At 43.4% G+C, this 14,657-nt stretch carries 11 protein-coding genes and 1 other annotated feature; of the genes, 6 read left to right on the forward strand and 5 right to left on the reverse strand.

The window, feature by feature from the left end; translation table 11 throughout:
* Window positions 1-148 precede the first annotated feature (148 nt).
* Both ABIE66_RS20210 and rpsD read left to right on the forward strand, forming a co-directional pair.
* Window positions 149-628, forward strand: a complete 480-nt coding sequence (locus ABIE66_RS20210) for a GAF domain-containing protein (RefSeq protein WP_289326037.1) — start codon at window positions 149-151, stop codon at window positions 626-628.
* 370 nt (window positions 629-998) lie between these two features.
* On the forward strand, window positions 999-1,601 hold the full coding sequence (gene rpsD, locus ABIE66_RS20215) for a 30S ribosomal protein S4 (RefSeq protein ID WP_057276730.1): 603 nt from the start codon (window positions 999-1,001) through the stop codon (window positions 1,599-1,601).
* A gap of 99 nt (window positions 1,602-1,700) precedes the next feature.
* Here rpsD and tyrS read toward each other — a convergent pair whose 3' ends face one another.
* Window positions 1,701-2,957, reverse strand: coding sequence for a tyrosine--tRNA ligase (gene tyrS, locus ABIE66_RS20220; protein ID WP_370016061.1), 1,257 nt, complete (start codon window positions 2,955-2,957; stop codon window positions 1,701-1,703).
* Window positions 2,958-3,023: 66 nt separating this feature from the next.
* Window positions 3,024-3,240, reverse strand: a binding site (T-box leader).
* A 149-nt stretch (window positions 3,241-3,389) separates the two neighbouring features.
* Between tyrS and ABIE66_RS20225 the strand changes: the two genes are divergently transcribed.
* Window positions 3,390-6,425 (forward strand): transglycosylase domain-containing protein, encoded by a 3,036-nt coding sequence (locus ABIE66_RS20225; protein WP_370016062.1) that lies wholly within the window; start codon window positions 3,390-3,392, stop codon window positions 6,423-6,425.
* 160 nt (window positions 6,426-6,585) lie between these two features.
* Here ABIE66_RS20225 and acsA read toward each other — a convergent pair whose 3' ends face one another.
* Window positions 6,586-8,304, reverse strand: coding sequence for an acetate--CoA ligase (gene acsA, locus ABIE66_RS20230; RefSeq protein ID WP_370016063.1), 1,719 nt, complete (start codon window positions 8,302-8,304; stop codon window positions 6,586-6,588).
* 348 nt (window positions 8,305-8,652) lie between these two features.
* Here acsA and ABIE66_RS20235 point away from each other — a divergent pair, with 348 nt between their 5' ends.
* The 3 genes from ABIE66_RS20235 to ABIE66_RS20245 are packed head-to-tail and all read left to right on the forward strand — an operon-like array spanning window position 8,653 to window position 11,136.
* Window positions 8,653-9,285, forward strand: coding sequence for a GNAT family N-acetyltransferase (locus ABIE66_RS20235; protein ID WP_370016064.1), 633 nt, complete (start codon window positions 8,653-8,655; stop codon window positions 9,283-9,285).
* 26 nt (window positions 9,286-9,311) lie between these two features.
* Window positions 9,312-9,962 carry an acetoin utilization AcuB family protein gene (locus tag ABIE66_RS20240; protein WP_370016065.1) on the forward strand — a complete coding sequence of 217 codons (651 nt, stop codon included), beginning with the start codon at window positions 9,312-9,314 and terminating at the stop codon, window positions 9,960-9,962.
* The gene (locus ABIE66_RS20245; RefSeq protein WP_370016066.1) at window positions 9,955-11,136 is read left to right on the forward strand and encodes an acetoin utilization protein AcuC; all 1,182 of its coding nucleotides are present in this window, start codon (window positions 9,955-9,957) and stop codon (window positions 11,134-11,136) included. Before ABIE66_RS20240 ends, ABIE66_RS20245 begins: the two co-directional genes overlap by 8 nt.
* 89 nt (window positions 11,137-11,225) lie before the next feature.
* Here the strand turns inward: ABIE66_RS20245 and ccpA are convergent, their stop codons facing one another.
* The 3 genes from ccpA to ytxJ form a co-directional block, all read right to left on the reverse strand.
* Complete coding sequence (gene ccpA / locus ABIE66_RS20250) at window positions 11,226-12,227, reverse strand: catabolite control protein A (protein ID WP_289315329.1); 1,002 nt, start codon at window positions 12,225-12,227, stop codon at window positions 11,226-11,228.
* Window positions 12,228-12,607: 380 nt separating this feature from the next.
* Window positions 12,608-13,684: a bifunctional 3-deoxy-7-phosphoheptulonate synthase/chorismate mutase gene (locus ABIE66_RS20255; protein WP_289315328.1), complete on the reverse strand. Its 1,077-nt coding sequence runs from the start codon at window positions 13,682-13,684 to the stop codon at window positions 12,608-12,610.
* A 543-nt stretch (window positions 13,685-14,227) separates the two neighbouring features.
* Window positions 14,228-14,554, reverse strand: coding sequence for a bacillithiol system redox-active protein YtxJ (ytxJ, locus tag ABIE66_RS20260; protein WP_289326043.1), 327 nt, complete (start codon window positions 14,552-14,554; stop codon window positions 14,228-14,230).
* Window positions 14,555-14,657: the final 103 nt, after the last annotated feature.

Consider the following 14,657-nt stretch of genomic DNA (forward strand, 5'->3'; position numbering starts at 1 on the left):
AATCCCTCGCTTTCTTTGAGACAAGTCTTGTGGACTATTTCTGCAAGGAAGAGCCTGAATCCTTTAGTAAGTTCTCGACAATTTCCCAACAATGAAGCAACATGATTAGAAAGTGCTGTAAAAAAATGCGGAAGACAGGTGAACGCTTTTGTTTAATGTCGAAATGTATCAAGGAAAAAAAGAAAAAAATTATGAACTGGTCCAAAAACAACTTTTAGCCTTAATCGAGGATGAAACCAACCGGATAGCCAATTTAAGCAATGCGGCAGCTTTACTTAATCAGTTTCTCGATGAGATTAATTGGGTTGGCTTTTATTTATACGAAGAAGGCCAATTAATACTGGGACCCTTCCAGGGACTTCCAGCCTGTGTCCGCATCCCAATGGGTAAGGGTGTATGCGGGACTTCAGCGGCAACTGAAAAAACCTTGCGCATCGAGGATGTCCACCAATTCCCTGGACATATCGCCTGCGATGCGGCATCAAGATCTGAAATTGTCATACCGCTCATGAAGGATGGCAAATTGTTCGGAGTACTCGATATCGACAGCCCGGTCACGGACCGATTTGACGAAATCGATCAGCAAGGACTGGAGAAGTTCGCTGAAATCCTTTCCAGACATTTATAAAGTTCAAGGGAGCGGCGATCCTCGCCTACTCCCTTTTGAACATTACAGGACCCCATGTACATGTCCCCTCTGTTTCATGGCAATATAAATATATTGTATTTTCCCATCTACTATTCTCTTTCACCTTTTCCGTTAATTAATCGTAACTGTCCTTGACTCAATGAGCAGAATATTATACAATACTCCTTGTGTAAAATATTGCAGCCTATGTGACAGCCTTTATGTTCTCATTTTGTTCCTCAATACAGAGGTGTATCTCGTAACTCTCTGCTGCTAGGGCGAAGGTACATGAAAACAAAATGGTCATGATCGTACATTCACACGGTTTTTATTTTACCAAAATAAAAACATTTAAAGGAGGAGTCATCCTATGGCTCGTTATACTGGCCCAAGCTGGAAACTATCCCGTCGTTTAGGAATTTCCCTAACAGGTACTGGTAAAGAATTAGAAAAACGTCCTTATGCTCCAGGACAACATGGTCCTAACCAACGTAGAAAAATTTCTGAATACGGAATGCAACTACAAGAGAAACAAAAACTTCGTCACATGTACGGAATCACTGAACGTCAATTCCGTTCAATGTTCGACCGTGCTGGCAAACTTAAAGGTGTACATGGTGAAAACTTCATGGTTCTTCTTGAATCACGTCTTGACAACCTAGTTTACCGTCTTGGTTTAGCTCGTACACGTCGTCAAGCACGTCAACTTGTTAACCACGGTCACATCACTGTAGACGGAAGCCGCGTAGACATTCCATCTTACAAAGTGTCTCTTGGACAAACTATCTCAGTTCGTGAAAAATCACGCAACTTCTCAATCATTAAAGAATCAGTTGAAGCAACTAACTTCGTTCCTGATTTCCTTACTTTCGATGCTGAGAAATTAGAAGGTACTTTCACTCGTTTACCAGAACGTTCTGAATTGCCTGCTGAAATTAACGAAGCTCTTATCGTTGAGTTCTACTCTCGTTAATAACTTCGAAAACCCCATCCTTGGATGGGGTTTTTTTTCGCATGTAAACACTTTAGCGCATGACAAAGCCCGGCTGGGATTCAGCCGGGCTTTGAACAATCATTTCACTAATGTGTATTTCTTCTTGCCGCGACGAACGAGGATGAACTCCCCTTCAATCTTGGCAGCTTCGGTCACTACATATTGCAGGTCAGTCACTTTCTCCCCATTTATGGAGATTGCCCCATTTTGAATATCTTCACGGGCTTGACGCTTTGATGGCGAAATTTTCGCTTCAACGATTAAATCGACCAAACCGATGTCTTCCTTGCTTTCACGATCGAAGGAAGGGACATCTTTAAAGCCCAATTTGATTTCCGCTGCACTTAAATTCTTCACCTCACCGCTGAATAGGGCGGCAGAGATTTTGATTGCTTGGTCAAGAGCTTCCTGACCATGAATCAAACGGGTCATTTCTTCCCCTAAAGCTTTTTGCGCTTTACGCAAATGCGGTTCGGACTGTACGGATTGCTCTAACTCCTCAATCGCCTCACGTGATAGGAATGTGAAGAATTTCAAGTATTTTACGACATCAGCATCCGCTGTGTTAATCCAGAATTGGTAAAATTCGTAAGGAGTCGTTTTTTCCGGATCAAGCCAGATAGCCCCACCTTCCGTTTTACCGAATTTCGTTCCATCCGCTTTCGTTACGAGCGGGATCGTCATACCGAATGCTTTGGCATTCTCATCATTGGATTTCCTGATCATTTCAAGGCCGGTCGTAATGTTGCCCCATTGATCACTGCCGCCTATTTGCAATTTACAGTTGTAATTGCTGTATAAATGACCGAAATCAATTCCTTGTAAAATCGTGTACGCAAATTCAGTGAAGGAAATTCCCGTATCCAAGCGGGAAGCAACCGTATCTTTTGCCAGCATGTAGTTAATGCCGATGTATTTTCCGTAATCTCGCAAGAACGTAACCATATCGATTTTGCCTATCCAGTCATAGTTATTGACCATGACCGCACCATTTTCACCGTCGAATTCAAAGATGTGGGATAGCTGCCCTTTTAGGCAGTCGGCATTATAGAGCACTTTTTCCAGCGTTTGCAGCTGGCGTTCCTCTTTTTTACCGCTAGGATCACCGATGAGTCCTGTCGCACCGCCTACCAGCACAAGGGGACGATGACCGTGCTGCTGGAAACGGCGCAATGTCAAGAATGGCAATAGATGACCGATGTGCATGCTATCCGCAGTTGGATCGACACCACAGTATAAAGAAATTTTCTCTTTTTCCAAAAGGTTCTTAAAACCTTCTTCATCCGTTTGTTGATAAATAATTCCTCTCCACTCGAGGTCTTTAAGCAATTCCATTAAATATTCCTCCTCCATCTTAGAAAAAACCCGCAAAAAGCACACAAAAACGCCCCTTCATAAATATGAAGGGACGAATAAATTCGCGGTACCACCCAACTTGAGGACATAATATGCCCTCCGCTCAAGACGAATAACGGTCGTCAGCCGTTTCCTGCTACTAATCATTTCACAGCAAATGCTCCAGGAAGTAATTCATCATACCATTTGTACCGATTTCCACTAACCACCGGCTCTCTGAAACAGGGATAGTCTGACTACTGGGTCCTATCATCGCGATCATTTAATCATTTTATTGTTGTTAATAAACTTTTATCATACATAAGAATCCTTGTCAACATCACCCTTACAGATTATAGAAAAATATGAAAGATGCCCTTTCCCCTACCTGTTATATGCTATAATATATGTGATTTCAGGGGGTATGATACGATGAATAATAATCAAAAAGATAGATTTCAAACAGTCTGGAAGCAGCTGACCCGTTTTTTCCAAAGTGAAAAAACACATAAGAACGCGCGGGTTACATACCAAGTCATTTGGAATTTAACACTGATCCTCATTATTGTCGGGATCCTAGGATTCTCATTCGCCGGCGGCGTCGGAGCCGGCTATTTCGCTGCCCTCGTCAATGATGAGCCAGTACGCTCAAAAGAAGATTTGAAAAAAGACATTTACAATTATGAAGAGACCTCTGAAGTATACTTTGCAGATGAAGTATACTTGGGCAAGCTTAAGAGTGACCTTGAGCGTGAGGAAGTGTCCATCGATAAAGTTTCCGAGCATCTTAAAAATGCAGTCATCGCTACCGAAGATGAGTATTTTTATGAGCATGACGGGGTTGTCCCGAAAGCCATCCTGCGTGCGATTTACCAGGAATTTTCGAATGCAACCGTCCAATCGGGAGGAAGTACATTAACACAGCAGCTCATTAAAAACCAGGTCCTGACCAACGAAGTTTCGTTTGACCGGAAAGCCAAAGAAATTCTTCTTGCGCTCCGGGTCGAAAAGTTCTTTGAAAAAGAAGAGATTTTGGAAACGTACTTAAACGTCTCCACTTTGGGACGAAACTCTTCAGGCCGTAACATCGCCGGGGTCGAGTCCGCCGCTGAAGGTATTTTTGGCGTGGAGGCCAAAGATCTGACACTGCCCCAATCAGCCTTTATCGCTGGATTGCCGCAAAGCCCTTTCGGATATACACCATATACCCAGAAAGGAAAATTGAAGGAAAATCAAGAGCCCGGCATCAACCGGATGAAAACCGTTTTAAAGCGGATGTATAGTAACGGGTACATAACAAAAGCAGAATATGATAAAGCAAACGCATACGACATTACAAAAGACTTTATCGGCAAAACGGAGATGCCATCCGAGAAATATCCATGGCTCACCTATGAAATCGAAAAACGCTCCATCGAAATCCTATCTGTCAGTCTGGCAAAAGAAGATGGATATGAAGAGAAAGATTTAAAGAATGATGATTTAAAAGCTCAATATCTAGCACTTGCCGACCGTAAGCTGCGCCAAAATGGCTATAAGGTTTATACGACCGTCAACAAAAAGATTTATGACAAGATGCAGGAAGTAACGAAAAACTATCCGAATTTCGGGTACGATAAACTGGCGCAAGTCCCCGACCCGGATACGAAGGAAATGAAGACCGTGAGCCAGCCCGTAGAGGCCGGAGCGATTCTTATCGAGAATAAAACAGGGAAAATCATCAGTTTCGTAGGCGGGCGTGATTTCAAGCGGGAACAGACGAACCACGCCACCGCATCATTGCGCTCGAACGGATCAACGATGAAGCCGCTGGTGATATATGGTCCAGGCATCGAGCTAGGCAAGATCTCGCCTGGCAGCGTATCGGCCAACGTGCCAATCTCCATTCCAACAGGCGGCAAACCGTGGAGTCCAGGAAACTATGGCGGCGGCAGCTATACGGGAGTATCGACTGCCCGCGAGGCCCTGAAGAATTCCTATAACATCCCGGCAGCGCTCTTTTACAAGAAAATCATCAACCTGAGCCCGGCTTCGTATTTGGAAAAAATGGGCTTCTCCACCGTGACGAAAGGGGATTACTCCAATCTTGCCATGTCATTAGGTGCGATGGAAAAAGGTGTAACCGTTGAAGAAAACGTCAATGCATATGGCACTTTTGCCAATTCAGGAGAATTCATCGATGCTTATATGATCGATAAAATCGTTTCGAAAGATGGCAAAGTCATCTATCAGCATAAAGTGAAACCAGTGGATGTTTTCTCTCCGCAAGCCGCTTACCTGACGCTTGATATGATGCGTGATGTCATAAACAGCGGGACGGCGGCCTCAGTCAGGAACCGCCTTGCCTTCTCAAGCGATTGGGCAGGTAAAACCGGTACTTCACAAAACTATTGGGATGCCTGGTTTGTAGCCAGCAACCCGAATGTATCGTTCGGGACATGGCTCGGTTATGACAAGCCGAAATCCTTGCAAGGGACCTATAATGGTCTTGAATATAATAAACGTAATATGTATTATTGGGCAGATCTGATCAATGCCGCATATAAAGTCGACCCTAAACTCATCGACCCCGATAAGCGATTTGAAATGCCGGGCGGAATTGTCAGCCGTTCCTTCTGTGGCGTTTCAGGACTGCTGCCTTCAAGCTCATGCCAAAAGGCCGGGCTTGTCAAATCGGATTTATTCATCGCGAAATATGCTCCATCCAGGGCGGATGATAGTTTCATAGATGGACAATATGTATCAGTCGGCAGCAAACGCTACGCAGCCCTTCCGCAAACGCCTGGCGAATTCACAAGCGGCGGGTTCATGTTGAATCCAGATTCATTTGCAGATATCGGATTGAGATATGTCGTTGACCCGGGATCCGTGATTCCCGGAGCCGAAAAATCAGGAAATGTCGTCGGGGCGACAGCGAAATTGAATGATAATGGCAAAGCACCGGATGCCCTATCCATAACAAAAAGTAACGATAGGATTACATGGGGGCTGCATCATGAAGGTGATGTCGTCGGTTATCGTGTCTATAAAGACGGCAAAAAAGTCGCGAGCATCAATGCTGGGGAGAATCTTGTTTACAAAGTCGGCTCAGGCGGTTCTTATTATGTAACGGCCGTGGACATAGTCGGTAAAGAATCAGCCCCTTCTCAACGTGTTGAAAGCGGCTCTACAAAGAAAGTTTCAAAAGAAGATTCCACAAAAAATAAAGATGCTCAAGGAAAAGATAAAATAACAAACGAAGATAAAAAACCAGACTCAAAAGAAGTGAACGTTACACCAGAAAAGGAAAAAGTAATAGAAAAAGAGCAAGATAAAGTAATAGAAAAAGAGCAAGATAAAGAGCTAGATCAAGATAAAGAGCAAAACAAAGACAATACAGATAAAGAAGATCCGGAAACCGACAAAGATCAAAACACAGTCAACGATAAAGAACAGGACACGGATAAAGCTGAAGAAGAGGAAGAATGACACTCTTTTGAAGTAAAACAGGCTGTCGTGGATGACTCCGCAGCCTGTTTTATTTAATCTCCCACACTGGTTTGGCGAATGACCCAAACTCCCAAAAAGGCATCCATGCAATGACATGGATGCCTTTTTACCTTCTCAATAATCAGTATGACTCAGCTTTTCAATCCTCCATCGAGGATAAATCACCAGTTGGCAGATCAAGTTCCCAAGCTTTCAAGACACGGCGCATGATTTTTCCGCTCCTTGTTTTAGGAAGCTTATCCCTGAATTCAATTTCACGCGGCGCCGCATGTGCTGCGAGACCATTCTTTACAAATTGACGAATTTCTTCAATCAGCTCATCGTTTGCATCGTATCCGTCACGGAGGGCGATAAACGCTTTGATTATTTCTCCCCGAACTGGGTCCGGCTTACCGATGACCCCTGCTTCAGCTACGGCCGGATGCTCGACCAACTTGCTTTCCACTTCGAAAGGTCCGACTCTTTCCCCTGCCGTCATGATGACATCATCAACCCGGCCTTGGAACCAGAAATACCCCTCTTCATCCATATAAGCGGAATCTCCAGAAACATACCAATCACCCGGCATAAAATAAGATTCATATTTTGATTCATTCTTCCAGATGGTCTTCATCATCGAAGGCCATCCTTTCTTGATGGCAAGGTTCCCCATTCTATGCGGAGGAAGCTCGTTGCCCTGATCATCCACTATTGCCGCTTTCACACCCGGAATCGGTTTACCCATCGAGCCCGGTTTGATTTCCAGGCAAGGATAATTGCAGATTACCTGAGCCCCGGTCTCCGTCATCCACCATGTATCATGGATACGGTGATTGAATACCTTCATTCCCCAGCGCACCACTTCCGGGTTCAACGGTTCACCGACACTTAAAACATGGCGGAGAGAACTCAAATCGAACCGTTTAACGATTTCGTCACCTGCGCCCATCAGCATCCTGAAGGCAGTCGGGGCACTATACCATACAGTGACACCGAAGTCTTCCAGGGTCTTGTACCAGGATTCAGGCTTGAATCGCCCGCCTACAATGACATTCGAGGTGCCTGTCAGCCACGGTCCAAAGATACCGTAAGACGTCCCTGTCACCCATCCAGGATCCGCTGTGCACCAATACACGTCCTCTTCCTGCAAATCAAGGACCCATCTTGCCGTTTGATAATGCTGGATCATCGCATTATGAACGTGAAGCACGCCTTTTGGTTTTCCCGTGGAACCGGAAGTATAGTGAAGAATCAGTCCGTCATTCCGATCCACCCATTCAATTTCGAATTTTTTGTCCGCTTCTTTTAATTTTTTGTTGAAGTGATGATACTTTCCTTCTTCTTTTACATTTTCCCCCACTAAGAAAATATGTTTTAAATGGGGTAATTCCTCTACTGGGACCCGCGGCAAAAGCTCCGGGGTCGTCACTATCACACTTGCCTCACTATCTTCAAGGCGATCCCTTATCGCGCCTTCCATGAAGGCTTCGAACAACGGACCCACGACCGCCCCCGTTTTAATCGCACCCAACAATGCAAAATAAAGCTCCGGGGAGCGTGGCATGAAGATGAAAACACGATCACCTTTTTCCACATTGGCAATGTTCTTGAACACATTGGCCGCTTGGTTCGTATAATCTTTCATTTCCTTGAATGTATACTTTTCATTTCTTTTATCGTCTTTGTAATAAAGGGCGACTTTGTTCTTTTTGTATGTTTCGACATGACGGTCAATGGCTTCATACGCAAGATTCACTTTACCGGTTTCAGACCAGGAGAATTCCTTTTCCGTCTCAGACCAGTCAAACTTATTGTATTTCTCATCGTAATTCTTTAAATTAAAATTACCTTCCACTACTGGCAGCGCTTTCACATTCATACGACAAACTCCCCCTTTATTCGGCTCTATATTTTCATTATAGTATAAGAAACAAATTATCTCAATTTTTAAAATATTGAAACCTTCCATATTAGGGAAATTCCTTCTTGGCCTAATTTTGAAAAACACAGGTATATTGGTATAGTTAAGATGACTTCATAGCGATGGCGGGTATATGAGAAGTACTGTAACAAAAGATTCATATATGCCTTGAACTTTCTGAATTATGCCACTTGTTTTTAAGTATAATTAATGTAGGCTTTCGATTCGTTCAGTTTTAATAGCAATGCTCCTTATGCTTCGGAATGCGAGAGTGTAAGATTACTATATAATGAGGGTGGTGATAGAATGGAATATAATAAGACCTTTTATACCAAGGAACTGCAGACATTAAGCGGAACGCTCATCATCGAGGGGCCGTTAAACGGCGAAAAGATGTCCGCTTATGAGTTTCACGAAGACTTGGTCGCCTTTCGCCAGCCTGCTTTGCAGCATAAAGCGTTAATAGAGATTGCAGACTTGCCCGAGGGCAGGATCTTCATCGCCCGTGAAAATGAAACGATCGTGGGTTATGTAACTTATTTATATCCCGATCCCTTGGAGCGCTGGTCGGAAATCGAGATGGAGGATCTGATTGAGCTTGGTGCAATCGAGGTCATCCCTAAATACCGGGGTGCCTCCGTCGGGAAGAACTTAATCCGCCTTTCCATGGAAGACGATTCGGTTGAAGACTTCATCATCATCACCACTGAATACTATTGGCATTGGGACTTGAAAGGGACAGGGCTGAATATTTGGGACTATCGCAAGGTCATGGAAAAAATGATGAGTGCCGGCAGCTTGGTCTACTTTGCAACGGATGATCCTGAAATCAGTTCCCACCCGGCCAACTGCCTGATGGCCCGTATTGGCAAAAGAGTGCCGTCCGAATCCATCCAGAAATTCGACCAATTGCGTTTCATGAATCGGTATATGTATTAAAGAGGTGAAAAAGAGGAGGAAGGAAAATGATTGTTGAAACAATAATGAATGAGGATATCATCACCCTCACTCCAACGGATACAATCCATAGCGCTGTCATGATCATCAAGGAGAAGCGAATTCGCCATATCCCCATTGTCGATGACAGCTTTCAACTTGTGGGATTAGTCAGCGACCGTGATATACGGGATGCTGCCCCTTCTATATTCCGCACCGCAGAATACAAAAGTGATTTACAAAAACCACTATCGAGCATCATGAGAACGGATATAATCACAGGTCACCCGTTAGATTTCGTGGAAGAAATCGGGGCTGTTTTTTGTGATAACAATATCAGCTGCCTTCCAATTTTAAAAGGAAGGAAGTTAGTCGGCATCATAACCGGTTCTGATTTACTTCATTCATACGTTGAGTTGACAGGAGTCAATCAGCCCGGTTCCCAAATCGAGATTAAAATCCCGGATAAGGCAGGTACCCTTCATGATATTGCCCATATTTTCAAAAGGCGCAATTCGAATATCCTGAGCACTCTCGTTTACCCGGATAAAGATGGGAGCGATTATAAGATTCTTGTAATTCGTGTGCAGACGATGAATCCATTTATGGTGGTGGAGGATTTGAAGAAAGAAGGCTATACCGTTTTATGGCCTAGTCTGCCGGGGATTTCCCATGAATGATGCATCCCTTTTTATCTATTCGGATAAACTCCTCACCTATAAATTCAACGATGAGCATCCGTTCAATCAAAAACGTCTTAAACTCACGCTGGATTTGCTAAAAAAACACCATGCCATCAGTGATGATCAAATTATCAAGCCCAGAATGGCCACCGATGAAGAATTGGAACTGATCCATGATCAGCATTATGTAAACGCTGTCAGATTAGCAGGCCAGGGAAAGCTCCCCCCTGAAAAAGCCGGAAATTATGGGCTCGGAACAGAAGATACCCCAATCTTCCCGGGAATGCATGAAGCAAGCGCCTTGCTTGTAGGCGGTACCTTGACGGCAGTGGATGCCGTCATGACCGGTCAGTCCCTGCACGCACTTAATCTGGGAGGTGGCCTGCATCACGGTTTCCGCGGAAAAGCCTCGGGCTTTTGCATTTATAACGATAGTTCGGTCGCGATTAAATACCTGCAAAAAAAATATGGAGCAAGAGTCTTGTATGTCGATACCGATGCACATCATGGTGACGGAGTCCAATGGTCATTTTATGATGATCCGGATGTATGCACCCTATCCATTCATGAAACGGGACGCTACTTATTTCCCGGCACCGGCAATATTAACGAACGGGGTCAAGGAAAAGGCTACGGCTATTCATTCAACATCCCGGTCGATGCGTTCACTGAAGATGAGTCCTGGCTCGAATGCTACAGCGCTTCCTTTAAAGAGGTCATTGAATTCTTCAAACCGGATGTCATTTTAACGCAAAACGGAGCCGACTCCCATTATTACGATCCGCTCACCCATTTATCTGCCACCATGAAGATTTATAGGGAAATACCAAAGTTGGCCCACGAAATGGCCCATAAGTATTGTGAGGGCCGGTGGATTGCAGTAGGCGGCGGGGGATATGATATATGGCGCGTCGTCCCGAGGGCTTGGTCGAGGGTCTGGCTTGAAATGACGAATAATGATATTTCAGGGCCCCTAGCAAAGGAATGGCTTGAATGCTGGCAGCCTGAGTCCCCTGTTCCGCTACCAAACGAGTGGGATGACATGGAGGATATATATGAACCCATTCCGAGAAAGCCTGAAATTACCGAGAAGAATGCCCTGACGCTTGAAAAGGCCCTTTATCCCATCAGGTCTTCCAGGAAAACATCGACAAGCAATGACCAAAGTTAACCAAAAGATCGTTGAAAAACGATCTTTTTTGGTTGTGAATATATTTGAAAAACAAAAGAGAGTGCCCTCGGGACACTCTCTAAAACAGATTATTTCGTGGATTGACGGTTTTCAATCCGATGTGGCAGGATCACTTCATGCCCTTCCTCCACTTGTTCTTTATTCATCAACTTTGTCAGAAGCCTCATAGCAACCGCACCAATATCATATAATGGTTGAACGATCGTCGTGATTTGCGGACGCACCATCAATGTCAATCTCGTGTTATCGAAGCTGATCACTTCAAAGTCTTCCGGTACATTATACCCTTTGTCCTGTGCGGCATGGACAATTCCAAGCGCCATTTCATCAGCACCGGCGATGAATGCCGTCGGTTTCTCTTCAGTTTCCAGGGACTTTTCAAAAGACTCAATTCCTGAATCATATGTATAATCGCCTTCAATAATATACCTTTCATCAAATGAAAGCCCAGCTTCTTTCAATCCTCTTTTATAACCAGCCAATTTCTTTTCATTAATCAGCGCGGAAGGGTTTCCGCTTACAAAAGCGATATGCTTGTGGCCATTTTTAGCGAAGAAGGTCACTGCGTCGAATGCCGCCGCCTCATAATCAATATTAACCGATGGAACTTGCCCGCTTTCATCCACCGAGCCTGCCAGAACGATTGGAACCGGTGAATTCGTAAACTCTTTGACATGCTCATCAGAAATGTTACCGCCCATGAATACGATACCATCCACTTGTTTTCCAAGCATCGTATTCAACAAATGGAATTCCTTATCTATATTCTCATCAGAACTGCTTAGAATGATATTGTATTTATACATTGTGGCTATATCTTCTATGCCCCGTGCCAATTCGGCAAAAAAGATGCTCGAGATATCCGGAATAATGACCCCGACTGTAGTCGTTTTCTTGCTTGCAAGACCCCTTGCCACTGCATTGGGACGGTACCCTAACTTCTCAATCACATCCGAAACTTTCTTTCTTGTTGCAGGCTTTACATTTGGATTCCCGTTAACTACGCGGGAAACGGTGGCCATGGAAACATTCGCCTCACGCGCCACATCATAAATGGTTATATTATTCATTCATCCATTCCTCCATTTCTTTCATTTTTCCCATAAAAGACCCGAATTATTTTGGAAAATATTCTTTTATGCGTTTTCCTCTATAAGGAAGATTATTCCAGGAACGATCTGCCTAACAAAAAATGCAGTCCTCTCTCTTCTCAGTCAAAGATTCAATACCCTATTCAAGTATAAAATTCACATAGATATCTCTTTATGTATGACTCAATCTTCCGAACAGTTCTCATTCTTGTTATTTATCATACGATAGTCGAATCTTTCCTGCAATCCAATAGTGCTTATTTTGATGCTTTTTCTGCAAAAACAAGTATTTTACCATTAAAAATAGCCCTTGCCAATATGGTAAGGGCCGTAAGTAGATATTTTAAAGACTTTCCAGCTTAAACAGTTACCCAGTTCAAACGTTTAATTTCATCATAGAATTCATCAAATTGTTTGAAGTCCATTTGCTGTGCAGAATCCGATAAAGCAACGGAAGGATCCGGATGCACTTCTGCCATTACACCGTCAGCACCGATTGCAAGAGCCGCTTTAGCCGTCGGAAGTAAGAGGTCGCGACGTCCAGTGGAATGCGTTACATCAACCATGACCGGTAAATGAGTTTCTTGTTTTAAGATCGGTACAGCGGAGATATCCAGTGTATTTCTTGTTGCTTTTTCGTAAGTACGGATACCGCGTTCACAAAGGATTATGTTGCCATTTCCCTGTGACATGATGTATTCCGCTGCATGAATGAACTCTTCAATCGTTGCAGCAAGTCCACGTTTTAAAAGAACTGGTTTATTTACGGCACCTGCCGCTTTTAGCAAGTCAAAGTTTTGCATGTTGCGTGCTCCGATTTGGATGACATCGATATGATCGATCGCCGCTTCGATATCGTTAGCACTCACGATTTCACTGATGACAGCCAAGCCGTATTCATCAGCAACACGTTTAAGTATTTGTAAGCCTTCCAAACCAAGTCCTTGGAAGTCATATGGAGATGTACGTGGCTTAAATGCACCGCCGCGCATCAATTTCAAACCTTTAGCTTTAATGACTTCCGCCACCGCAGCTGTCTGTTCATAAGATTCAACGGCACATGGTCCGAACACGAAGCTAGGGATCCCGTTACCGACTAATTCACCTTTAATGTCGATGATAGTGTCTTCAGCCTTTTGTTTTCTTGATACCAGAAGAGTTTTCTTCTGATCATCTTTTTGAAGCTCCAAGCCCAATTTGAAGATTTCTTTGAAAATATGTTTAATCGAACCAAGATCAAGAGGTCCTTGATGATTGGCTTCGATAAGATCCAGCATTGTTCTTTCACGGACCGGATCGTAACGGTTAACACCTTGTTTTTCTTTAACGCGACCAATTTCCTGTACAAGTTCAGCACGTTGATTAATAAGATGTAATAACTGAATGTTCACATCATCCAGTTGATTACGAAGTCCATCAAGCTCTTTGTTGCTCATTACAAATCCATCCCTTCGTTTTTTAAAATAGAAATCGGTACAGCGGAAATCTAACCCGAAAATCCCATCTGGATCCTCATCATCCACCCCAATTATTTTATCAATGAAAAATTTAGAATATTTCATGTATGATTAAATCAATTATAAATGAAGTGTCCTTAAATGTCACTATATTTTTCTTTAATAATTAAACGCTTTTAAGCATTAAAGTTATAAATGCATAAAAGTAGGTGTTACCCATGTAAGAAAAACGATTTGCACTAGCTATTGGAACACGATCCGTTGTAGGAATTATATTGGAAATAGAACAGGAAAGCTATAATATAATTGATATTTTATCTAAGAGCATTCTGAGAGATCTCCAGAAACGGTATAGCGGTATTCGGCGAAAAATTTTGAGTTACAGGTTCCTCAACTCCCAGCGTTATTAACATCCTTTCAAGAAAAGGTTTCCCCCGGAGATCGATAAAAAATCCCCTGACCCATGAATGATGGAATAATAAAAGGCCGGATCCCTTACCTAAGGGATCCGGCCTTAATCAATCATTCAGTAATGGCCTTGCTCAATGAATCATATGTAATCCGCCAATGAGATTCATTCCAGGCCGGTTTTCCACTTTTAAAAAGGATGGCCTGAGGTGATTGATGTTTGATATCAAATGTTTCTGCCACATAATTGGATAGTGGACGAGCTTCCTGAACGGCTAAATAGGCCGTTTTAAGTTGTTCGTTTTCCAAGATGTACTTCTCATATTGTTCATATGCTTCAGCACTGACCGGGCATGTTACGCTATGCTTGAAAAGTAGGAATGTATCCTCTTTTAAAAGCTCATTGAATTGTTCTTCTGCTTCAATCTTGGTAATCGTCATAATACATCTCCTTTTCTTGTACATATAAATTTTACCATCAAAAAGGCGATGAAGCCATCGAAGCACTTCACCGCCTTATTCTTCGTACCTTCATGCCTCTTCA

The organism is Peribacillus sp. B2I2 (assembly GCF_041261685.1).
Taxonomy (GTDB): domain Bacteria; phylum Bacillota; class Bacilli; order Bacillales; family DSM-1321; genus Peribacillus.